Annotated in this window: 21 protein-coding genes, 1 tRNA gene and 2 pseudogenes; 18 read left to right on the plus strand and 6 right to left on the minus strand. The window is 62.2% G+C overall.

What is annotated here, in order from left to right; translation table 11 throughout:
• Positions 1 to 141 precede the first annotated feature (141 nt).
• A complete protein-coding gene (locus tag D3872_RS12350) occupies positions 142 to 1,203 on the minus strand; it encodes a 3-deoxy-7-phosphoheptulonate synthase (RefSeq protein ID WP_119811049.1) in 1,062 nt (353 codons plus the stop codon).
• 132 nt (positions 1,204 to 1,335) lie between these two features.
• Here D3872_RS12350 and ybiB point away from each other — a divergent pair, with 132 nt between their 5' ends.
• The 9 genes from ybiB to D3872_RS12395 all read left to right on the plus strand — a co-directional run bounded on the left by ybiB (position 1,336) and on the right by D3872_RS12395 (position 10,376).
• Positions 1,336 to 2,328 carry a DNA-binding protein YbiB gene (ybiB, locus tag D3872_RS12355; RefSeq protein ID WP_119811050.1) on the plus strand — a complete coding sequence of 331 codons (993 nt, stop codon included), beginning with the start codon at positions 1,336 to 1,338 and terminating at the stop codon, positions 2,326 to 2,328.
• Between the two features lie 20 nt (positions 2,329 to 2,348).
• A complete protein-coding gene (locus tag D3872_RS12360) occupies positions 2,349 to 3,563 on the plus strand; it encodes a BaiN/RdsA family NAD(P)/FAD-dependent oxidoreductase (RefSeq protein WP_119811051.1) in 1,215 nt (404 codons plus the stop codon).
• Between the two features lie 107 nt (positions 3,564 to 3,670).
• Entirely contained in the window at positions 3,671 to 3,883 is a 213-nt protein-coding gene (gene rpsU / locus D3872_RS12365; RefSeq protein ID WP_005665410.1) for a 30S ribosomal protein S21, read from the plus strand.
• A 129-nt stretch (positions 3,884 to 4,012) separates the two neighbouring features.
• A complete protein-coding gene (locus D3872_RS12370; protein WP_119811052.1) occupies positions 4,013 to 4,462 on the plus strand; it encodes a GatB/YqeY domain-containing protein in 450 nt (149 codons plus the stop codon).
• A 114-nt stretch (positions 4,463 to 4,576) separates the two neighbouring features.
• Complete coding sequence (dnaG, locus tag D3872_RS12375) at positions 4,577 to 6,373, plus strand: DNA primase (protein WP_119811053.1); 1,797 nt, start codon at positions 4,577 to 4,579, stop codon at positions 6,371 to 6,373.
• 467 nt (positions 6,374 to 6,840) lie between these two features.
• Positions 6,841 to 9,084 carry an RNA polymerase sigma factor RpoD gene (rpoD, locus tag D3872_RS12380; RefSeq protein ID WP_119811092.1) on the plus strand — a complete coding sequence of 748 codons (2,244 nt, stop codon included), beginning with the start codon at positions 6,841 to 6,843 and terminating at the stop codon, positions 9,082 to 9,084.
• A gap of 111 nt (positions 9,085 to 9,195) precedes the next feature.
• Positions 9,196 to 9,274 (plus strand) — tRNA-Ile (locus D3872_RS12385).
• 310 nt (positions 9,275 to 9,584) lie between these two features.
• Positions 9,585 to 9,908, plus strand: a complete 324-nt coding sequence (locus tag D3872_RS27485; protein WP_119811054.1) for a DUF4258 domain-containing protein — start codon at positions 9,585 to 9,587, stop codon at positions 9,906 to 9,908.
• Between the two features lie 9 nt (positions 9,909 to 9,917).
• Positions 9,918 to 10,376 carry a hypothetical protein gene (locus D3872_RS12395; protein ID WP_119811055.1) on the plus strand — a complete coding sequence of 153 codons (459 nt, stop codon included), beginning with the start codon at positions 9,918 to 9,920 and terminating at the stop codon, positions 10,374 to 10,376.
• Positions 10,377 to 10,681: 305 nt separating this feature from the next.
• On the opposite strand, the gene D3872_RS12400 is transcribed toward D3872_RS12395, so the two are convergent.
• Complete coding sequence (locus tag D3872_RS12400) at positions 10,682 to 11,152, minus strand: nuclear transport factor 2 family protein (protein ID WP_182915789.1); 471 nt, start codon at positions 11,150 to 11,152, stop codon at positions 10,682 to 10,684.
• A 315-nt stretch (positions 11,153 to 11,467) separates the two neighbouring features.
• Here D3872_RS12400 and D3872_RS12405 point away from each other — a divergent pair.
• The 7 genes and pseudogenes from D3872_RS12405 to D3872_RS12435 form a co-directional block, all read left to right on the plus strand.
• A pseudogene (locus D3872_RS12405) lies at positions 11,468 to 12,229 on the plus strand (four-carbon acid sugar kinase family protein); the annotation flags it as partial.
• Positions 12,226 to 12,888, plus strand: coding sequence for a 3-oxo-tetronate 4-phosphate decarboxylase (gene otnC / locus D3872_RS12410; RefSeq protein WP_119811057.1), 663 nt, complete (start codon positions 12,226 to 12,228; stop codon positions 12,886 to 12,888). The pseudogene D3872_RS12405 and the gene otnC, both read left to right, overlap by 4 nt.
• A 14-nt stretch (positions 12,889 to 12,902) precedes the next feature.
• Positions 12,903 to 13,697, plus strand: a complete 795-nt coding sequence (otnI, locus tag D3872_RS12415; RefSeq protein WP_119811058.1) for a 2-oxo-tetronate isomerase — start codon at positions 12,903 to 12,905, stop codon at positions 13,695 to 13,697.
• A 39-nt stretch (positions 13,698 to 13,736) separates the two neighbouring features.
• Positions 13,737 to 14,404, plus strand: a pseudogene (gene denD, locus D3872_RS12420) (D-erythronate dehydrogenase); the annotation flags it as partial.
• 178 nt (positions 14,405 to 14,582) lie between these two features.
• Positions 14,583 to 15,026: a type II toxin-antitoxin system RelE/ParE family toxin gene (locus tag D3872_RS12425; RefSeq protein WP_119811059.1), complete on the plus strand. Its 444-nt coding sequence runs from the start codon at positions 14,583 to 14,585 to the stop codon at positions 15,024 to 15,026.
• Positions 15,027 to 15,035: 9 nt separating this feature from the next.
• Complete coding sequence (locus tag D3872_RS12430) at positions 15,036 to 15,548, plus strand: XRE family transcriptional regulator (RefSeq protein WP_119811060.1); 513 nt, start codon at positions 15,036 to 15,038, stop codon at positions 15,546 to 15,548.
• Positions 15,549 to 15,778: 230 nt separating this feature from the next.
• Entirely contained in the window at positions 15,779 to 16,039 is a 261-nt protein-coding gene (locus D3872_RS12435; RefSeq protein WP_147373868.1) for a hypothetical protein, read from the plus strand.
• On the opposite strand, the gene D3872_RS12440 is transcribed toward D3872_RS12435, so the two are convergent.
• Together D3872_RS12440 and D3872_RS12445 are read right to left on the minus strand one after the other, a co-directional pair.
• Positions 16,021 to 17,241 carry a vanadium-dependent haloperoxidase gene (locus D3872_RS12440; RefSeq protein WP_182915790.1) on the minus strand — a complete coding sequence of 407 codons (1,221 nt, stop codon included), beginning with the start codon at positions 17,239 to 17,241 and terminating at the stop codon, positions 16,021 to 16,023. The two genes, D3872_RS12435 and D3872_RS12440, sit on opposite strands and share 19 nt — an antisense overlap.
• Positions 17,242 to 17,596: 355 nt before the next feature.
• Positions 17,597 to 18,055 (minus strand): YbaN family protein, encoded by a 459-nt coding sequence (locus tag D3872_RS12445; RefSeq protein WP_307719429.1) that lies wholly within the window; start codon positions 18,053 to 18,055, stop codon positions 17,597 to 17,599.
• A gap of 252 nt (positions 18,056 to 18,307) precedes the next feature.
• Here D3872_RS12445 and D3872_RS12450 point away from each other — a divergent pair, with 252 nt between their 5' ends.
• Together D3872_RS12450 and D3872_RS12455 are read left to right on the plus strand one after the other, a co-directional pair.
• Positions 18,308 to 18,487, plus strand: a complete 180-nt coding sequence (locus D3872_RS12450; RefSeq protein ID WP_119811064.1) for a DUF6726 family protein — start codon at positions 18,308 to 18,310, stop codon at positions 18,485 to 18,487.
• Positions 18,488 to 18,541: 54 nt separating this feature from the next.
• On the plus strand, positions 18,542 to 19,159 hold the full coding sequence (locus D3872_RS12455; RefSeq protein WP_119811065.1) for an LON peptidase substrate-binding domain-containing protein: 618 nt from the start codon (positions 18,542 to 18,544) through the stop codon (positions 19,157 to 19,159).
• 59 nt (positions 19,160 to 19,218) lie between these two features.
• Here the strand turns inward: D3872_RS12455 and D3872_RS12460 are convergent, their stop codons facing one another.
• Positions 19,219 to 19,671, minus strand: coding sequence for a hypothetical protein (locus D3872_RS12460; protein WP_119811066.1), 453 nt, complete (start codon positions 19,669 to 19,671; stop codon positions 19,219 to 19,221).
• A gap of 105 nt (positions 19,672 to 19,776) precedes the next feature.
• Entirely contained in the window at positions 19,777 to 21,018 is a 1,242-nt protein-coding gene (locus tag D3872_RS12465; protein ID WP_229459292.1) for a S8 family serine peptidase, read from the minus strand.
• Between the last annotated feature and the right edge of the window lie 158 nt (positions 21,019 to 21,176).

The raw sequence follows: 21,176 nt of genomic DNA on the forward strand, positions 1-21,176 counted from the left end.
TAAATTATTGCGGGAAGGGTGACATTGTAGCGGACGCACGACCGATACACGTAGGGCGGATAAGCGGAGCGCATCCGCGTGCCGGGGTGACGTTGGCGCCAAAAACGGCGGATGCGCGTCGCTTATCCGCCCTACGGGTTTTTAGTCAGGCCGCTGGAGGAGCTCTTTATGCGCGGCACGCAGCATCGACTCCGTGGTCTCCCAGTCGATGCAGCCATCGGTCACCGAGCAGCCGTACTTCAGCTGCGACAGATCGGCCGGGATCTTCTGGTTGCCGGCGACGATGTTCGATTCGATCATCACGCCCACCAGCGACTTGTTGCCGTGCTTGATCTGCTGGATCACGTCCGACATCACCAGCGGCTGCAGCTCAGGCTTCTTGTAGCTGTTCGCGTGCGAGCAGTCCACCACCAGGTTGGCCGGCAGGCCGGCCTTGGCCAGCGCCTGCTCCGCGATCGCCACCGATACCGAGTCGTAGTTCGGACGCCCGTCGCCGCCGCGCAGCACCACGTGGCCATAAGCGTTGCCGCTGGTGCGCACGATCGACACGGTGCCCTGGCCGCTGATGCCCAGGAAGGCATGCGGGTTGGCTGCGGACAGGATGGCGTTGATGGCGATGCTGATGTCGCCGTCGGTGCCGTTCTTGAAGCCGACCGGCGTCGACAGGCCCGACGACATTTCGCGGTGGGTCTGAGATTCGGTGGTGCGCGCGCCGATCGCGGTCCATGCGATCAGGTCGCCCAGGTACTGCGGCGAGATCGGGTCGAGCGCTTCGGTGGCGGTGGGCAGGCCCAGTTCGCACACGTCCAGCAGGAAGCGGCGCGCGTTCTGCATGCCGACGTCGACGCGGAACGAGTCGTCCATGTCCGGATCGTTGATATAACCTTTCCAGCCGGTGGTGGTGCGCGGCTTTTCGAAGTACACGCGCATCACCAGCAGCATCGTGTCCTTCACTTCTTCCTGCAGCTTCTTCAGGCGGCGCGCGTAATCGAGGCCGGCCGCCGGGTCGTGGATCGAGCACGGGCCGACCACCACGAACATGCGCTTGTCCTTGCGGTCGAGGATGTTGCGCAGGGCTTCGCGGCCGCGCATGACGGTTTCGAAGGCGGCGTCGGAAAGCGGCAGCAAGGCGTGCAGCTGTTCGGGCGTGGGCATCAGCGCGAACGAGCTGACGTTGCTATTTTCAATATCTGGCGTGATCATGGGTCAGCTTTTGTGGGAAGTTACCGGGAGGATCTGCCAGTTTAGTACGAATTTCCGGCTGCTGCATCGCAACAGCCCAAAATGCCCGGGCCTTCGGATTTCTTTTTTGCACAGCCGGTGTAAGCTTGAGCCATGACGACACTTCACGAACCATTCCCGGCAGCCAGCTTCATCAAGGAAATCGGCCGGGGCAAGAAAGGGGCGCGCAGCATGTCGCGCCAGGACGCGCGTGCGCTGTATGGGGCCATGCTCGAGGGCAGGGTATCCGACCTGGAGATGGGCGCGGTGGTATTGGCGCTGCGCTTCAAGGGCGAGTCCGTGGACGAGATCGCCGGCTTCCTGGACGCCGCCGAGGAATCGTTCGCACAGCTGCCGCTGCCGCCGGGCGGCTACGCCCCGGTGGTCATCCCCAGCTACAACGGCGCGCGCAAGATGGCCAACCTGACGCCGCTGCTGGCGCTGCTGCTGGCGCGCGAGGGCGTGCCGGTGCTGATCCACGGCGTCACCACCGACCCGGGCCGGGTGACGACCGCCGAGATCCTGGCGGCGATGGGCTATGCCCCAGCGGCATCGAGCGCCGACCTGGTCGACGCCGCCGCCCGCCGCGAGCCGAGCTTCATGCCGATCGAGGCGCTGGCGCCGCAGATGGCGCGGCTGCTGGGGCTGCGCCGCATCCTCGGGGTGCGCAATTCGACCCATACCCTGGTCAAGATCCTGCAGCCCTTCGAAGGTCCGGCGCTGCGGCTGGTGTCCTACACCCATCCCGAATATCTGGAAATGCTGGGCGAATACTTCAGCACGGCGGCGCCCGCCGAACGGGGCCACGCCTTCCTGATGCGCGGCACCGAGGGCGAAACCGTGGCCAACGCCAACCGCGGCCAGCAGATCGACTGGTTCCACGGCGGCGAGCGCACGTTGCTGGTGCCGCGCGACGCGCCCACCGACGAACTGGCCGAAGCGCCGTCCGCGCGCGACGCCGAGAGCACCGCCGCCTGGATCGCGCAGGCGCTGCGGGGCGAAGTGCCGGTGCCTGGCCCGATCCTGCAGCAGGTGGCGCAATGCGTCGCGGTGGCAAAAGCTTTGAGGGGTGCACCGCCGGGCGGTTTACAATCCCCCCTTTTGTAAATCGCGGAAAGCAGCACCAGATGGCAAAACAATATGATGTAGCAGTGATCGGCGCGGGCGCGGCCGGCATGATGTGCGCGGCCGTGGCCGCCCAGCGTGGCAAGCGCGTTGTCCTGATCGATCACGCGGCCAAGCTGGCTGAAAAAATTCGCATCTCGGGCGGCGGCCGCTGTAATTTCACGAATATCAACGCCGGCCCGGCCAATTTCCTGTCCGAAAACCCGCACTTCTGCAAGAGCGCGCTGTCGCGCTACACGCCGCAGGATTTCCTGGCGCTGGTCAAGAAACACCGCATCGGCTACCACGAGAAGCACCGCGGCCAGCTGTTCTGCGACGATTCGGCCGAGCAGGTCATCCAGATGCTCAAGACCGAATGCGCGGACGGCAACGTCACCTGGCGCATGCCGTGCTCGGTGGCCTCGGTCGAGAACACCTCGGAAGGTTTCCTGCTGGAGACAGACACCGGCGACATCCTGGCCGACAGCGTGGTCATCGCCACCGGCGGCCTGTCGATCCCCAAGATCGGCGCAACCGACTTCGGCTACCGCATCGCGGCCCAGTACGGGCTGAAGATGGTGGAGCCGCGCCCGGGACTGGTGCCGCTGACCTTCGACGGCCCCAGCTGGGAGGCGTTCGCGCCGCTGTCGGGCATCGCGCTGGAAGTCGAAGTCGAGACCGGGTCCGGCAAGGAGAGGGGCGCCAAGCGCGGCTTTTTCCGCGAAGACCTGCTGTTCACCCACCGCGGCCTGTCGGGGCCGGCGATCCTGCAGATTTCCAGCTACTGGCAGCCGGGCACGCCGATCGTGTTGAACCTGCTGCCGGACATCGACGTCGCGCAGACGCTGATCGAAGGCAAGGGCACGATCAAGAAGCAGCTTGGCAACGTGCTGTCGCAATGGTTGCCGGCGCGCCTGGCCGAAGGCCTGCTGGTGGCCAACGGCTTCGCGCCGGACGCGCGCCTGGCCGACATGGCCGACGCCAAGCTGCGCAAGCTGGGCGACGCCATCAACCGCTGGGCCATCGTGCCGACCGGCTCGGAAGGCTACCGCAAGGCCGAGGTGACGCTGGGCGGGATCGACACCCGCGAGCTGTCGCAGCAGTCGATGATGGCCACCAAAGTGCCCGGTTTGTACTTCATCGGCGAAGCAGTTGATGTGACCGGGTGGCTGGGAGGGTATAATTTCCAATGGGCCTGGGCGTCCGGCGTCGCAGCCGGCCAGGCTATCGGAGAGTAGGCAGTTTTGATGTGGCGCTTGCGAAACAAGAAAGCGAAAAGCTTCCCATCGAATTGAAATTCTGCTAGAATCTCGTTCTTCCCTAAATCTAACGGTTTGATTTTTACATGACCACTATTCGCCTTAAAGAAAACGAGCCGTTCGAAGTAGCCATGCGCCGCTTCAAGCGCACCATCGAAAAAACCGGTCTGCTGACCGAACTGCGTGCACGCGAGTTCTACGAGAAGCCAACGGCTGAGCGTAAGCGCAAGCTGGCAGCTGCAGTGAAGCGTCACTACAAGCGCATCCGCAGCCAGCAACTGCCGAAGAAATTGTACTAAGAAATTCCCTTGAGACTGATCCGGTGGTTGGCTTGATGCCGCGCCGGGTCGCACAGTTTCAATGAGTTACAGACCCGCTCCGGTTTATCCGCAGCGGGTTTTGCTATTTATACCTATCGCGAGGACGCCATGACCTTAAAAGAACAAATCACCGAAGACATGAAAACCGCCATGCGCGCGAAGGAAGCGGGCCGCCTGCAGACGATCCGCCTCCTGATCGCCGAGATCAAGCGCAAGGAAGTCGACGAGCGCATCGAGCTGGACGACGCCCAGACCCTGGCCATCGTCGACAAGATGATCAAGCAGCGCAAGGATTCGATTTCGCAGTTCGAGGCGGGTGGCCGCCAGGACCTGGCCGATATCGAGAAGGCCGAGCTGGAAATTCTGGCGGCGTACAAGCCGGCCGGGTTGTCGGATGAGGCGGTGGCTGCGGAAGTTGCGGCGGCTGTTGCTGCGTCGGGCGCCGCCGGGCCGCAGGATATGGGCAAGGTGATGGCGATCCTGAAGCCGAAGCTGGCTGGCATGGCCGATATGACGGTTGTTTCGGGCCTGGTGAAGAAGGCGCTGACTGGCGGTTGATGCACCCCGGGTGCGACGATCGCCCAAAAAATGAACGCCGCGTATTGTTAAGGGTCAAACCCTTGACTCACGCGGCGGTATAGTCTGACCTACGACAAAGACTGTTCATCAAACGTGATTCCTCAATCGTTCATTACCGATTTGCTCAACCGGGTCGACATCGTCGACGTGGTCGGCCGCTACGTGCAGCTGAAAAAGGGCGGCGCCAATTTCATGGGCCTGTGCCCGTTCCATAACGAAAAATCGCCCAGCTTCACGGTGAGTCCGACCAAGCAGTTCTACCACTGCTTCGGCTGCGGCGCGCACGGCACCTCGATCGGCTTCCTGATCGAATACTCGGGCATGGGCTTTGTCGACGCGGTAAAAGACCTGGCCCAGAACGTCGGCATGGTCGTGCCCGACGCCGACGACAAGATCCCGCCCCTGCAGCGCGCCCAGAACCAGGCCCAGGCGCTGGCCCTGTCGGACGCCATGACACGCGCCTGCGACTATTACAAGGCCCAGCTGCGCACGGCCCCGAACGCCATCGAATACCTGAAGCGGCGCGGCCTGACCGGCGAAATCGCCGCCCGCTACGGCATGGGCTATTCGCCCAGCGGCTGGGACAACCTGCGCTCGGTGTTCCCCGACTACGACGCGCTGGCGCTGGTCGAATCCGGCCTGGTGATCGACAAGGTCGACGAGGAAGGCAACAAGGTCAAGCGCTATGACCGCTTCCGCGAACGCATCATGTTCCCGATCCGCAACGTCAAGGGCCAGGTGATCGGCTTCGGCGGACGCATCCTGGACCAGGGCGAGCCGAAATACCTGAACTCGCCCGAAACGCCGCTATTCCAGAAAGGCCTGGAGTTGTATGGCCTGTTCGAGGCGCGCCAGGCGATCCGCGACGCCGGCTACGTGCTGGTGACGGAAGGCTACATGGACGTGGTGGCGCTGGCCCAGCTCGGCTTCCCGCAGGCCGTGGCCACGCTCGGCACCGCCTGCACCACGACCCACGTGCAAAAGCTGCTGCGCCAGACCGATACCGTGATCTTCAGTTTCGACGGCGACAAGGCCGGCCGCCGCGCCGCCCGCCGCGCGCTGGAAGCCTGCCTGCCGCAGGTGACCGACGACAAGATCATCAAGTTCCTGTTCCTGCCGCAAGAGCACGACCCGGACAGCTTCGTGCGCGAACGGGGCGCCGACGCCTTCGCGCAGGAAATCCACGAAGCGATGCCGCTGTCGCAGTTCCTGCTGCGCGAAGTATCCGCAGAGCACGACCTGTCCGAGCCGGAAGGGCGCGCGCGCGTGCAGTTCGACGCCAAGCCGCTGCTGCAGTCGATGGCGCCGTCGGCGCTGCGCCTGCAGATCGTGCGCGGGCTGGCTTCGCTGACCGAATCGAGCCCGGCCGAAATCGAAGGCCTGTTCGAGCTGGCCAAGCCGGTTGCCGTGGCGCGCAAGGCGCCGCCGCGCCAGGGCAGGCCGCAGCCGGTGGGGCTGGAGTTGCAGATCCTGCGCCACGTGGTGGCGCATCCGCCGCTGGCGCTGGAGCTGGATGAATCCGCGCTGCTGTCGTTCAGCCATTTCGGCCAGGAATCCGCCGAGCGGCTGGTGCAGCTGGTCGCCGCAGCACAGGCGCTGGGCCAGAACGGCGGCTTCGCGGCGCTGTCGCAGCACCTGAAGCTGCAGGGCCCCGACTACGACGACATCATTGCCGAAATCGCCTCCGAACCGGAATCCGATTTCGACAGCGTCAAGCTGTGGCTCGCAGGTGCCGTGAGGCAAATCAAGATGGATGCACTGAAACAAGAGCTCAATCAGTTGTTTTCTTCTGGTTTGACCTCAGATCAGGTGGGAATCCGATACCGGGAAATCACCGCGCTGCAGGATCAATTGCTGCGTGAAGCGCAGGCGGAATTGACCACGCGCTGAGTCGGGAACGGGGGCTTTGGCAACGGGCGTTTGTCACTGGAAAAAGCCGGGGTGCGTGCTATAATAAAACGCTAAGTGTTGTAATCTTAGAAATCTTATTTTTAAACAGGAAGTGCAGCTTCTTCCTTAAGTTAGGCTCTTGATCGGCGCGAGATGGTGGCGCCGGCGGCCAGGGCCAGCTTTGGTTGAGACAGCGTTAGGCGCGTCGCGGCAAACATCGTTTGCCTCCCAACCACATACGGCCCTTGCCCCCGTTCGCCGTTCTGTTTCCTTGGTTGCGCCCATGGCGGCAGCCGGGATGCGGCATAAGGCGTGCGGCATGTGCGGATCCGCCTGCAAGGTGATGTAAAGGTGTAATGAGTGCAGCAATGCCGGACAGGCCTATCAGGCGGGTCCGGAACGTAGGGCCAGCAACAAATTTTACTTAAACCATCGTAAAGCTAGTCGTTGTGACATCGAAAGCGCCTGTGCCAATCAAGAAACCCGAACCCAAAGTGGCTGCGAAGCCTACCAAAGCGTCCGCCAAGGCGGATAAAGCAGACAAGGCGGATGTTCGCGCCCCGAGCGCGCCTCCCGTCGTCAGCCAGACCACCGATGCCGCCGCGCTGGCAGCCATCGATACGTCCGGCTACGTCCTGCCCTCCGTGAAGGTACCCGGGCGGCGCGGGCGCAAGCCGAAAGAATTCCAGCCCGAGAACGACGAAGTCGCCGCGCTGAATGCGGTCGAGCGCGCCGAACTGAAAGCCGTGGACAAGGCCAAGGCCAAGGACCGCAAGGCGAAAGAAAAAGCGCTGCTGAAAGACGCGTTCTCGTCGGACACCGAAGCGACCGAGGAAGAACTCGAGCGCCGCCGCACCAAGCTCAAGACGCTGATCAAGTTCGGCAAGGAACGCGGTTTCCTGACCTACGCCGAGATCAACGACCACCTGCCCGAAAACATCGTCGATCCGGAAGCGATCGAAGGCATCATCGGCACCTTCAACGACATGGGCATTGCCGTCTACGAGCACGCGCCCGATGCCGAAACGCTGCTGCTGTCCGATAACGTCGCCACCGTCACCAGCGACGACGAAGCCGAGGCCGCCGCCGAAGCGGCGCTGTCGACGGTCGACTCCGACTTCGGCCGCACCACCGACCCTGTGCGCATGTACATGCGCGAGATGGGCTCGGTCGAACTGCTGACGCGCGAAGGCGAAATCGAGATCGCCAAGCGCATCGAAGACGGCCTGAAGGACATGATCCAGGCGATTTCCGCCTGCCCGGTCACGATCGCCGAAATTATTTCCGCCGCTATCCGCATCCAGAACGACGAGACCAAGATCGACGAAATCGTCGACGGCATGGTCGACGCCGAAGGCGAAGCGACCACGCCGCAAGTTGCGGCGGCCGCGTCGGACGAGGACGAAGAAGACGAGGAAGCCGAAGAGGAAGAGGCTGAAGAGGAAGAAGAAGCCACCGCCGCCTCGGGCGCGGCCGGCTATTCCGCCGAGCAGCTGGAAGCGCTGAAGGCAGAAGCGCTCGAGAAGTTCGAAGTGATCTCGGTGCAGTTCGACAAGATGCGCAAGGCCTTCGAAAAGGATGGCTACAACTCGAAAGCCTACGTCAAGGCGCAGGAGTCGATCTCCAACGAACTGCTGGGCATCCGCTTCACCGCCAAGGTCGTCGAAAAGCTGTGCGACACGCTGCGCGGCCAGGTCGACGAAGTGCGCCACATCGAAAAGCAGATCCTGGACGTTGCGGTGAACAAGTGCGGCATGCCGCGCGCCCACTTCATCAAGGTATTCCCGGGCAACGAGACCAACCTGGAATGGGTGGACGGCGAAGTCAATGCGGGCCACGCGTACTCCGCGATCCTCGGCCGCAACATCCCGACCATCAAGGAACTCCAGCAGCGCCTGATCGACCTGCAGGCGCGCGTGGTGTTGCCGCTGCCGGACCTGCGCAACATCAACCGCCAGATGGCGGCCGGCGAAATGAAGGCGCGCAAGGCCAAGCGCGAAATGACCGAGGCCAACTTGCGCCTGGTGATTTCGATCGCCAAGAAATACACCAACCGCGGCCTGCAGTTCCTCGACCTGATCCAGGAAGGCAATATCGGCCTGATGAAGGCGGTGGACAAGTTTGAATACCGCCGCGGTTACAAGTTCTCGACCTATGCGACGTGGTGGATCCGCCAGGCGATCACGCGTTCGATCGCCGACCAGGCGCGCACCATCCGTATTCCGGTGCACATGATCGAGACCATCAACAAGATGAACCGCATCTCGCGCCAGATTCTGCAAGAGACCGGCGCCGAGCCGGATCCTGCAACCCTCGCGATCAAGATGGAAATGCCGGAAGATAAAATCCGGAAGATCATGAAGATCGCGAAAGAGCCGATCTCGATGGAAACGCCGATTGGCGACGATGACGACTCCCACCTGGGCGACTTCATCGAAGACAACAACACGCTGGCGCCATCGGACGCTGCGCTGCACGCGTCGATGCGCGGCGTGGTCAAGGACGTGCTCGACTCGCTGACGCCGCGCGAAGCCAAGGTGCTGCGCATGCGCTTCGGCATCGAGATGTCGACCGACCATACGCTGGAAGAAGTGGGCAAGCAGTTCGACGTGACGCGCGAGCGGATTCGCCAGATCGAGGCGAAGGCGCTGCGCAAGCTGCGTCATCCATCGCGTTCGGACAAACTGAAGAGCTTCCTCGAGGGTAATTAAGCCTTGACGGGCCGGCGTTAAAAGCAATATCCTCTCGCCACTTTGCTTGCGGAGCCCATCTGGGGCATCGCGGGAAGTGGCGGGATTTCGCTTCCCAGTAATACCGATTTTGGGCCTCTAGCTCATGCCTGGTTAGAGCAGCGGACTCATAATCCGTTGGTGCCGTGTTCGACTCACGGGAGGCCCACCAATTAAATCAATGACTTGGCCCGTGCAGGCCGGTCATCACGGAAGTCTGAAGAGTGCGTGTATGGGCGGTGTAGGATTTTCCGCCCAGCACATGCCGCGAGGCAGGTGCGCAATCTCTTAACCCTCCAAGCCAAGCGGCCATTTGGTGTTCTGGCGCAATGCCCAACAGATCTGTTATCGGCGGGAAAAATTAGCGTAGTATTTCATTGTTGGTTTTTTGGTTACAAATTTATCGTTAAAGCTGCGCGCAATTTGATTTAGCTCTTGTGCGACGCGCCAATTGCACCTATATTTTGTATAGGCAGTCTCAAGTGACAACTAAACAAGCAAGAAAGCGCACGCAGCTCTCGAAGCAGCAACTTGAGGCATACATACGGGCCGAGTCTCTCGACTCGCAAAACGTTTTTTTCACCAACCACGTCAAGCAGCAGATGCGGAAGCGTCACATCTCGGTTGCTTGCGTGATTTCGACTTTGCGCGAAGGGAGAATTAAGCGTACGCCCGAGCCCAACACGATGTTGGGTACTTTGGAGTGTCGGATGGAGCATTATTGCACTGGACACAATGTCGGCGTCGTAGTTGCCATTAGCGATGACGTGCCGGATTTGGTCCTTGTGACGGCAATGTATATTTAGGGGAAAAGGATGTATCACTATACCGACGGAGGCTTGCGCAATGTATGGCTCAAGAACGGCTACGTCGAGAAGGACACGCCATATGGGAAGGCAGTCTCCTTTCATGATCTTGATGGCCTAACGAAGGCTATTTGCATGGCGCTATCGAATAAGCCGGGCAAGTTGACTGGCGCGGAGTTTCGCTACATCCGCAGTGGACTTCTCCTTTCGCAAAAGTCGCTAGGGAAGTTGCTGGGATGTACCGAGCAGGCTGTTGCTAAATGGGAGAAAACGGGGAAGGTTCCGAAGACTTCGGATCTCGTTGTGCGTATGATCTACAAGCAATCACACGATGGTAAAGAAGGCGTGGGCGCGACCGTTGAAATGCTGAACACCATTGATCGAATCAGCCATTCCCGGATTATTATTTCCGAGGCTCACCATAAGTGGACTTCTAAAGTCGAAGACCAAGAGCTCGCCCTAGCTTAGCCATTCACCGCTGAACATCGGGCCCGCCGAGTGCGGGCTTTTTTGTTGCTCTGAATTGTTGGCCGTTCAGTCGCTACGGAGTAAGCGTCGTATTCCATCAACGGGCCAATCTGCCAGCCGCCGGTTAATTCGGACCGGTCGAAGTGGTCCTTTCTCTAGGGACGCCCAAACGCGCACGTTTGTGGCCGACGCCCGAGATGGTAAGCGGCGCATGCCGTATCCACGTGCGTCCGCCAGTGGGATGAATTTAGCCGTTCGTCCTATTCGCGGGTCCATTGTGGCCCTGCGGCACGACACGGCTCGCCTCAGTGGCCGAAGCTCACAACCCGGGCCAGGTTCCAGCCAGTTCCATTTCGCTTCCAGATGTGCAGGAACTTGAATGTGCCACAGTCATTCTTGCCATTGACGAGGTGGCAGAACGTGTGCTCGCCAGTCTGGATCGCACCGTAATCGTGCACTGGGTAAACCTGCATGCTGTCAGGGACCAGTTGACGCTGCAGGTTCATGTTCTGTGCAAACAGCTTGCGCGTGGCGTCCAGGTTTTGTTCGTAATTTTTGACACCGCCCATGTCATGAAAGAACTCTAGGTCAGGCGCGAACACGGCCATCACGCCGTCCACATCCTGGCGATTGAAGGCATCGAACAAGGTTTTGTCCATTGCCGCGATTTCCTTGAACAAGGGGGCGGCCGCATTGTCGCCGGGTTTTGCGCCTTGCGCGTGCAGTTGGGGAAGGAAGCCCAGCAGCAGCATTGTGAGAAGCAGTCGGTTTTTCATAGGATTCCATGTCGAGGGAAGTTGGCCAGCGCTTGATGCGCAAGAGCGCATTTTCGGCCTGGCCAAATTGCCATGCCAGAGTGGTGCGACGAGCGGGCAAATCGGGCAGACCAGTGGTCTCCTGGAACGATGAATGGGTATTCCTGCGCAACGTGATCGGCCATTCCGGCCGAACGTGGCGGGGGACCTCCGCCATTTACGCATGCGAGCCTGGCGCCAGGGCTAGCTCACATTTTCAACTGCCACTTTATTCAAGATCGGATCACGCGCCAGATTGCGAGCCAGTTCGCCTCCGTCGGCGCGCCAGAATTCGCGATCGGCCTGGCGCACCCGCTCGGCCGCACGCACCATATGCTCGGTGGCAGCGGCGCGCGCCAGTGCCGGTTCGCCGTCGTCGACGCGGTGTCGAACCGCGACCTGGAGTCGATCGGCGCGGCCTGCGCCGACCTGCCGCTGGTGACGGGCGGATCCGGCATTGCGCTGGGCTTGCCCGAGAACTTCCGCCGCCGCGGGCTGCTGTCACAGCATGTCGCGGCCGACACGCTGCCGGCCACCGGCGGTGCGCGCGCGGTGATCGCGGGCAGCTGCTCCCAAGCCACCCAGCGCCAGGTAGCGCTGATGCGCGAACAGGCGCCGGCGTTTCACGTCGATCCCCTGGCGCTGGCGCGCGGCGCCGACGTGGTGTCTGCCGCGCTGGCGTGGGCGGCGGGCCATGTCGGCCAAACCCCGCTGCTGGTTTTTGCAACCGCAACACCGGAAACGGTGAAGGCGGTGCAGGCCGAATTGGGGGTGGAACACGCCGGCAGCCTGGTGGAAGATGCGCTTGCCGCGATCGCGCAGGGCCTGGTCGCACTGGGCGTGGGGTAACTGATTGTGGCAGGCGGCGAGACCTCGGGCGCAGTGGTCAAGGCGCTGGGCGTGTCGGGCCTGCGGATCGGCCCGGAAATCGATCCCGGCGTGCCGTGGACCACCGCGCTGCAGGGCGAGCGGGAAGGCCAGCCGCTGGCGCTGGCGCTCAAGTCCGGCAATTTTGGCAGCGAGGATTTCTTCCTGAAAGCCTGGAGCAGCCTGTCATGAGCGCCGCCGTTCACAGTAAGCCGGAAGAAACGCGCCAGCGCGAACAGATCGTCGAGTTCGGCCGCTCGCTGTTCGAACGGGGCCTGACGGCCGGCAGCAGCGGCAACCTCAGCGTGCGGCTCGACGATGGCTGGCTGCTCACGCCGACCAACGCCAGCCTGGGCCGGCTCGACCCGGCGCGCCTGTCCAAGCTCGACTGGGAAGGCCGGCTGGTCAGCGGCGAGGCGCCTTCGAAGGAAGCTTTCCTGCACCGCGCCATGTACCAGCAACGCGGCGCCGCCGGCGCGATCGTGCATCTTCATTCGACCCATTCGGCGGCAGTGTCGTGCATGTGCGGCTTGAATCATGAGGATTGCATTCCTCCGCTGACGCCGTATTTCGTGATGAAAACAGGCAGGCTGCCGCTGGTGCCCTACCACCGCCCTGGCGATCCGGCACTGGCCGGCGCCATCGGCGCGCTCGCGCGCAAGCACTCGGCGGTGCTGCTGGCCAACCATGGCCCGGTCGTGTCCGGCACCACGCTCGAGGCGGCAGTCTATGCGGCCGAGGAACTCGAAGAAACCGCCAAATTATTCCTGCTGTTGCGCGACGTGCCGACCCGGCCGCTCGACGCCGCGCAGATCGATGAACTCAAGTCGGCCTTCGGGCTCGACCTTTAATCCGGAGCCCTGCCTTGCCAAAATTTGCCGCCAACCTGACCATGATGTTCAACGAGGTCGCCTTCCCCCAACGCTTCGCCGCCGCTGCGGCCGCCGGCTTCAAGGCTGTCGAGTTCCTGTTCCCTTACGACTACACGGCACACGAAGTGGCGTCATGGCTTCAGGAGAACAAGCTGGAAAACGTCCTGTTCAACCTGCCGCCGGGCGACTGGGCAGCAGGCGAGCGCGGCATCGCAGCGCTGCCCGGACGCGAAGAGGAGTTCCGTGCCGGCGTCGCGCGCGGTATCGAATACGCGCTGGCGCTGGGCACCAAACGGCTGCACGTGATGGCCGGACTGATTCCCGCCGGCGCGGACCTGCGGATTCACCGCGAGGTGTACCTCGGCAACCTGCGCCACGCGGCGCGCGAGCTGGCCACGCATGGCATCAGCCTGCTGATCGAACCGATCAACGGCCGCGACATGCCCGGCTATTTCCTCCATACGCAAGCCCAGGCGCATGCGCTGCGCGAAGAGTCCGGCGCGCCGAACGTCAAGGTGCAAATGGATTTCTATCACGCCCAGATCGTCGAGGGCGACCTGGCGCAGACATTCAGGAAGAACCTGGATGGAATCGGGCATGTGCAGATCGCCAGCGTTCCCGCCCGCAACGAGCCGGATGACGGCGAAGTCAATTATCCCTACCTGTTCCGCCTGCTCGACGAGTTCGGCTACGAAGGCTGGATCGGTTGCGAATACCGCCCGCGCGGCGCCACGCTGGATGGCCTCGGCTGGTTGGCCGCGGCAACGACACAAGGAGTTCAAAAATGAAAGTTCTGATTACCGGCGGCGCCGGATTCCTCGGGCAGCGCCTCGCGCCTGTTGCTGGACATCTGCCGCGAGCTTGGGCACAAGCCCAAGGTCGTGTTCACCAGCTCGGTGGCTGTGTATGGCGGCAAGTTGCGGACATCGTGCAGGACGCGACGGCGCTGAACCCGCAGTCATCGTACGGCACCCAGAAAGCGATCGGCGAATTGCTGCTGAACGACTTCAGCCGCCGCGGCTTTGTCGACGGCCGCGTGCTGCGCCTGCCGACCATCAGCGTGCGTCCCGGCAAGCCGAACAAGGCGGCATCCTCGTTCGCCAGCGGGATTATCCGCAAGCCCTTGAATGGCGAATCATTGATATGTCCGGTGTTGCCGGAAGCAGGGCTGTGGCTGTTGTCGCCGCAGCGTGCCATCGAGTCGCTGATCGCAGGACACGAGCTTGCTGCTGAATCGCTCGGCAACAGCCGCACCGTCAACCTTCCGGGCCTATCGGTCAGCGTGGGCGAGATGGTGGCTGTACTCGGGAAGGTGGCTGGTCCGGAAGCCGTCTCCCGCATCATTTTCGCACCTGACCCTGCGGTCGAACGTATCGTCAACGGCTGGCCGGCGGCCTGGGATATGACGCGTGCGAAGGCGCTTGGCCTCGCCGCGGACGCCGATTTCGAAAGTATCGTCAGGGCCTATCTGGAGGAAGTCGCAAGTATGGCCTGACTGGCGGCGTCGAGCGATGGTTGGTGTCATGTTCGACTCACGGGAGGCCCACCAAAAAAAGCAAGGACTTAGGTGAAAGCCTAAGTCCTTTTTCGGTTTCTGGTAGACCATCAACATACGAATCAACAGGGCGGCATCAAATCAATCAGCTTGACGTGATATCACAAGGAGATGATAATTGAATCGACCAAAGGTATGGGATGTGTCCTTCCACGACGACTTCGAGGCCGAATTCGACTCCTTTTCTCCCGAGGTTCAAGATGAATTACTTGCTGCTGCCGATGCCGTGAGGACCTTGGGACCCGCTGCCGATCGTCCGCACGTCGGAACGTTGAAAAATCCAATGCATCCGAATATGAAAGAACTCATTTTCAAGGCAAATAACGGTGCGGAGATTTGGAGGGCGGCCTTCGCCTTCGACCCTGAGCGGAAAGCGATCATTTTGGTTGCTGCAGATAAGCAAGGTATCGATGAAGGTAAGTTCTACAAAGATATCTTAAAGAAGGCTAACAAGCGGTTCGATCAGCACTTGGAAGGCATAAAGGCTGCTAAGCGAACAAAGGACGCCGAGGCAGCGAGGCCTATGAAACCGGAGACTACAAGCACCCGGGATAAGAGATAGGAGATCGACATGGGAAGAAATTTGGACGAAGTGATCAAAAGCCTGCCCGCTGATCGCCAGGCGAAAATTGCAGCTCTTTCTCAGAAAAAAGTTGAGGAGATGATCGCGCACGCTGCTACGCTTACCGATTTCCGCAAGGCCGTAGGTAAGACCCAGGCTGAGGTGGCGAAAGTGCTAGGCATCAATCAGAACGCCGTTTCCCAACTCGAAAAGCGCTCGGACACCTATGTCTCCACGCTGCGCCGATTCTTGAAATCGCTTGGAATGACTCTTGAACTTTCGGTCGTCGCCAAAAACGGAGTCCGGATCGACCTGCCGAATTTCCTCCCTTGGAATGATGCCGAGGTGGCCGCGAGTGAGCCGGAAGCATTCGCCTCGATAACGACACCACCCCTTGCCAAAGCAGCCCGTAATGTCGCGGCAAAGGCACCTCCTGCAAAGAAAATCGCCACACGCAAATCCTCGCCTGGCACGACCACGAAGAAAACCGGGGCGTCGCACAAGCCTGTGGATATCGAGTAAGGTCTGGCTTTTTCGGTCTTGCCATCCATGTCCGACGGCGCAATTGTTGAAACGGCGCCGCCGTAACGCACTGCATGGAAGCCTTGTCTAGCCGGCGCTAAAAGTAATATCCTCTCGCTACTTAGCTTGCGGGGGTGTCCGGAACGGTGACGCCGGAAGTGCCAAGCAACTCACAGCGAAATCAATTCCTTACGGAAGATCGTCGGGGCTTTTTTCTTTCGGAAGGGAAGGTGGCACGCATGATCGAATGCAATCGAACCTTGGACCAGGCCAGGCGCGATTTCTCATCCGGGCGCCTGAGTGGAGCGGCGATCATCCGAGTTCCCATGAGCAGGAATGCATGGACGGTTCGCCTTAGCGGCGCCAAAGGCGATGCAGGCATGCTGCTTGAGGTAAAAACGCTGGGGCCGCATGTCTTCAATTCCCTCGACCGCGCTGTGGAGGCCATCGAGCAGATCGGGTTCTCGTTCGATCAATTGAAAGTCGGATGAGCGCCGCCGCCTGCGCCGCAACGCGGTTCCGCCAGTGAATTCTTAACGCACGCCAAACGCGCGCTGCATCGTCCATGCGCCACCTGCTTGCCGAGTTCGGCGCCAGCAGCCGTCGAATACCGGAAATGCATGCCGCCGTGGATCCGTGCCGCCGTGCATTCCTCGGTAAACGCGCCGGTGTTCGTGTAAGTGCGCGTAGTCCCCGTCACATTGCTGTTGAGGGTATAGGTGACATTCTCCGTTCCGTAATAAATGCGCAGCAGCTCGCCAAGGAACCCTGCGGTGCATGAGTGCGCGGCCGGATATTCGGGATGGTTCGGCGTTGGAACGACCGGAGTCCAGCCCGGGTCTGGTACCGTCGCGGGATTATTGTCCGTATCGGCCAATGGAATCGCGCTTAGCGGGCGCCACGTTTCATAAAAATATTTGGCCTCGAAACAGGCATTGTTCGCATCCGCAAAGCCGGTGTAGATAGCCGCCATCAGCCGCGCAGCGTCGGCGACGTCGCTCGTTGTCCGTGCGAATCGTCCGAAATTCCGCGTGAGAAAAATTGGCGGCATTTCGGTATGAAAGCGGGCAGTGTCCAGTTGCTCGGCTGTGCGCCGTGTGCTCACGGTCCCGCCCAGTTCCTTTACTTCGTTGAAATCGGCGGCATAGACGGCGCTGTCGAGGGCGGGTGGCGGCCCCGGGCGGAACTGTGACGCGCTCGTCATTATGAATGGACGGATCGCCGGGGAAAACCGGCTGACAGGATTCATTCCGCGGAACTTTCCGGGAGCCGTTCCGGGAACATAGGGCTGGAGCACAATCGCTCGGCCGTCATTGGCGCGGTTGGCAACGATGGCGGCGCCGACCTCCGCTCCAAGCGCCAGGCCGCGGGTCTTGGCATCGCCCGCCGGAATTCCTGCAAGGTAGCTGTCGTATGCCGCCTGGTAGTGGGCGCCGCGGTTCGGGAACAGCGCGCGCAGCACGCTGTAGGCTGCGGCACTGGCAGCTGCTTCCGTCGATGCGCCGGCGGCGACAGTGACCGGTGTGACGAGATAGGGTTTGTAGCGCCCGTCGATGGCGCTGACCGCATCGTAGATCGCCAGGTGCATAGTGGCCAGGTCAGCGTGGAAGGTCGGGCGCCGCTCTTCAGGAGTCGTTGCCGTGGCGACCGTGGCATTGACGGTGGCGGCGCCCACGTCGGTCCAGTAGGCCACCACATTCGTACTCGCCGGGGCAAGCAGGACCGGGTGCGGCGTGGAGTCTCCGCCGCCGCCGCAGCCCGGTATGAGGGATACAAGGAAAATGCCGCACAGAGCGTCGTGCGCGTACGTGGCGTGGACATGACGGACTCCTTGGTTTTTTGGTGTTAGTTGGAGAGCGCGCAGGAGTCGCGGGTGAATCATGCGTGAAGCACGATCTGATGGGCACTCGCATAAGCGTAGAAGTCACCGGACGTATTTACAAGGCCAGATACGCAACGGATGGACATGGCACCCCATGCTGGCTCAAGCAAACGTCAAGTTCGGATGCTTTGAGATCATTTGGATGGTAGAGGTAAAAGCGCCCCCGTCAGCCGGCGTTGTCATTGCTGCGCTGGCACGTGGGGACGAAGCGCACCAGGTAGATCGTCACCCAAAGCGCGACGCACACCAGCATCGCCTTTAGCGCGACATGGCCGACAGCCGTGGCCGAGTAGCCGATCGACGCCCAAAGCAGAACCAACACCGTCACTTTTGCGCGCGCGGGAATGCCGCGGCCCGCTTCGTAGTTCCTCAGATATTCCCCGCAGACCCGGTTCCCCAGCAGCCACCCGTGCAGCCGCGTCGATCCGCGGGCAAAGCAGGCCGACGCCAGCAGGAGGAATGGCGTCGTCGGCAGCAGCGGCAAGAAAATGCCCAGGATGCCCAGCACCACCGCAATGGCGCCAATGATATTCAATACGGTCTTCATCTGCTCTTTTCGATCGCTTCTTGGCTCGAAATTGCCCACAGGCCCTTTCTCAGCGCGAATCGTATCATTGTCGGTCATCCGCGTTCTCATCGATTCGCGCTTTGATCCAGAATCAGGGCGACCGGATATTGATCCTTGGACAACTGTGCCGAGCGCAGGCCCGCGGACCGGGCGCATGCAATATCGTGCGACGTGCTGGCGCCATCCGATCCGGCCTGCCGTCCCAAGCCATGCGCGTGTTGCAGATTAACGTATTGTTACCTCGAAATACTTGTCGGCAGAGATAGCGCCCTCATACAATCGAGCTTTACAGTAAGGCTCGAGGGCGTCATGAAATCAAGGTCAGTGTTGAAATTGGCGGCAGTGCTCCTGCTGCCCGCCGTACTCGGCGGTTGCGGCGTGCTTGCCGCGCCATGCCGCATAGGTTCCGCCGTCATCAAGATGGTCCCGGTCGTCGGCCACGCCGCGGCACTGCCTACCGACGCCTGCGCTGCAGTCATCGATCCCTGAAGCCTGCTCCGGAATCGTGCGCTGACCGGCGGCGCGATTCTGTCATGATGGGGCATGGCTACACTTTCCATACCCTTGTTCCCCCTCGCCACGGTGCTGTTTCCCGATGGCGTCCTGCCGCTCCAGATCTTCGAGGTACGCTACCTCGATATGATCGGCAAGTGCATTGCTGACGGCAGTCCCTTCGGCGTCGTCCTCCTCACCCATGGCAGCGAAGTGCGCACGCCGCAAGGCGACGAGCAGTTCGAGCAGGCAGGTACGCTCGCCACGGTGCAGGAAACCATCGAAGCTTCTCCCGGCCTGCTCAAGGTGATGTGCCGCGGCGCCTCGCGCTTCCGCATCATTTCCAGCGCGCGCCAGCCGAACGGCTTGTGGACCGCCGAAGTCGAACTGTGTGAGAACGATCACGCAGTTCCGATACCGTCCGAGCTGCAGGGCGCGTCCGATGCACTCGACCGCGTACTCGAATCGCTCGGCGACATTCCCGAAGAACGCTGGCCGCTGCTGCCGCCGTTCCAGCTTGACGACTGCGGCTGGGTGGCAAACCGGTGGTGCGACCTGTTGCCGTTGCCACCGCCGCAGAAGCAGATGCTGCTGATGCTAGACAATCCCGTGATCCGGCTCGAACTCCTGCATGACATGCTCGACGAGCATGGCCTGATCACGTCCTGATCGACGGCGCTTGCAGCCGCGAGGGCCCGGCAGCCCGGACCCTCCGCTTCGCAATCCGCTTAGTTCGATTCGCCCGCGCCGTCGGCACGGCTGCCGGTGGCCGATCCGTTTCCACCGGCCGAGCCGCTGCCGCTCAATGAACCGCTGACGTTCAGCGCCGGCTGGACTTCAACCGACTTCGCTGCACTCGCTGCAGCTTGCGTGCTGCCTTGCGCGGTGCCGCGTGCCGTCGCCGCGCTCGCCCCAGCATAGTTGCGTGTATTGGCTGCCTGTTCCTGGGCGCCGGAACGTACCGGTTCGGCCACGCCGCGCGCGGAGCCGATCATCGAAGCGCGGCTGCCCATCGAGCCCATGCCGGACAACTGTCCGCCGATGCTGCCGGAGCCGCCGAGCGAGCCGCCGATGGAGCCACCCAACCCGCCGCCGCCGCCGAGAAGCTGTGCGTGTGCCGAGAACGCGGCGCTGATGGAAAGGGCGATGACTGCGTGCTTGATGATGGTGACGGTTTTCATGTTTGTTTCTCCTTGAGTGCGCCGCAGACAATCTGCAGCTGTTGTAAGGAAAACGAACCAGCTCAGCCGTTTATTCCATCCATTTGAAAATATTTTTGAAAAAGTTCAGCGGAAGCGCGCCGGGTCGTTGCGGTAGGTGGCGCCGACCACGCCGTGCCCGGTCTCGTTGCTGACCGTGTTGGCGTCCTCGCGCGCCGCCGCTTTCGCAAGCGCCGACAAGGCGGCCTTTGCCGCCGCGGGTTCCGGCCGCCGCAGCGACGGCGCCAGCATCGCCGCCACGACCGGCGCGGCAAACGAGGTGCCGCGCACGATGCGATAGGGTGGGGCGCCAGGCGACGCGCTGACCATGTCCTTGCCCGGCGCGGCAAACATCACCTGCGGCCCGCGCGCCGCTTCCGGAAGCGGACGTCCGCGTTTGTCGACGCCGGTAACGCCCACCACGCCTTGATAACTGGCCGGATAAAGCGGCGGCGCCGCCGGCCCGTCGTTGCCGACCGCGGCCACCACAAGGTGGCCGCGCTTCACCATCGCGCCCACTACGCGTTCCAGGGTGGCGTTGGGCGGCCCGACCAGGCTCAGGTTGATCACGCCCACCTGCTCCCTGGCCAGCCACGACAGCGCGCCCGCGATCTTGTCGGCCGAACCGCCGGTAGGGGCGGCGCAGTAGACGTCGGCGGCATACAGCTGCGCGCCAGGGGCCACGCCACGGAACGGCGGCGCCTGCCCGACCATCAGCGCGGCCACGGCGGTGCCGTGCGCGCTGGGGTGCGCGGCATTGTTGCAGCCCCAGCGGCGCACTTGGGCGTCGCGAAATACCGCATGGGCGGCGTCGATGCCGCTGTCGACCAGGCCGATCTTCACCGCCTGGCCGCGCGCGGGGGGATCGGCGGCGGCGCCGGGCGCACCGTGAGCGGACGCTGCCGGCTCCGAGCCGCTGCCCGTATACAGATGATTGAAGTCGTAAGTCCCTGCCGGATCGAGCGTCCGCAATTGTTCCAGCGCCGCCGCGGTGCCCATGCCATCGGGCACGCGCAGCACCACCATCGTCTCGCCAATGCCCTCCAGCGCCTGCTCGCGTACCACCGCAAAGCCTGCCGCAAGGGCCGCCGCCATCATCGCCGCACTGGGCGACCAGGCCAGTATCTCGCGCCGCACCACCGGCTCGCCGCGCGGATCGGGCTCCAGCACGTCGCGGTGGCGGCGCAACAGCTGGTCGACCTGGGCGAGGCGCAACTCGCGCAGCTTCAGCGCGTCGCTTGTGTCGAGCAGGCGTTCGCCGCGGTCGCGCAGCCGGCCGGCGTCGAACGGCCCGAGTCGATCCGGCAAGGGCAGGTTAAGGGAGGGCAAGCGCAACTGCGCGTGAGCGGTGGAGGTGCTTGCCGCGATAGTAAGTGCTAACGCTACAGGGGCCGCACGGAAGGGGCGAATCAGCTTCATGGTCGGATGATAATATAGAGAAAATCGGAAATCCTTACGAGTAAACGTTTGGAGCAGGGAATAAAGTC

Origin of the sequence: Massilia cavernae, assembly GCF_003590855.1 — a bacterium.
GTDB classification, from domain to species: domain Bacteria; phylum Pseudomonadota; class Gammaproteobacteria; order Burkholderiales; family Burkholderiaceae_D; genus Telluria_A; species Telluria_A cavernae.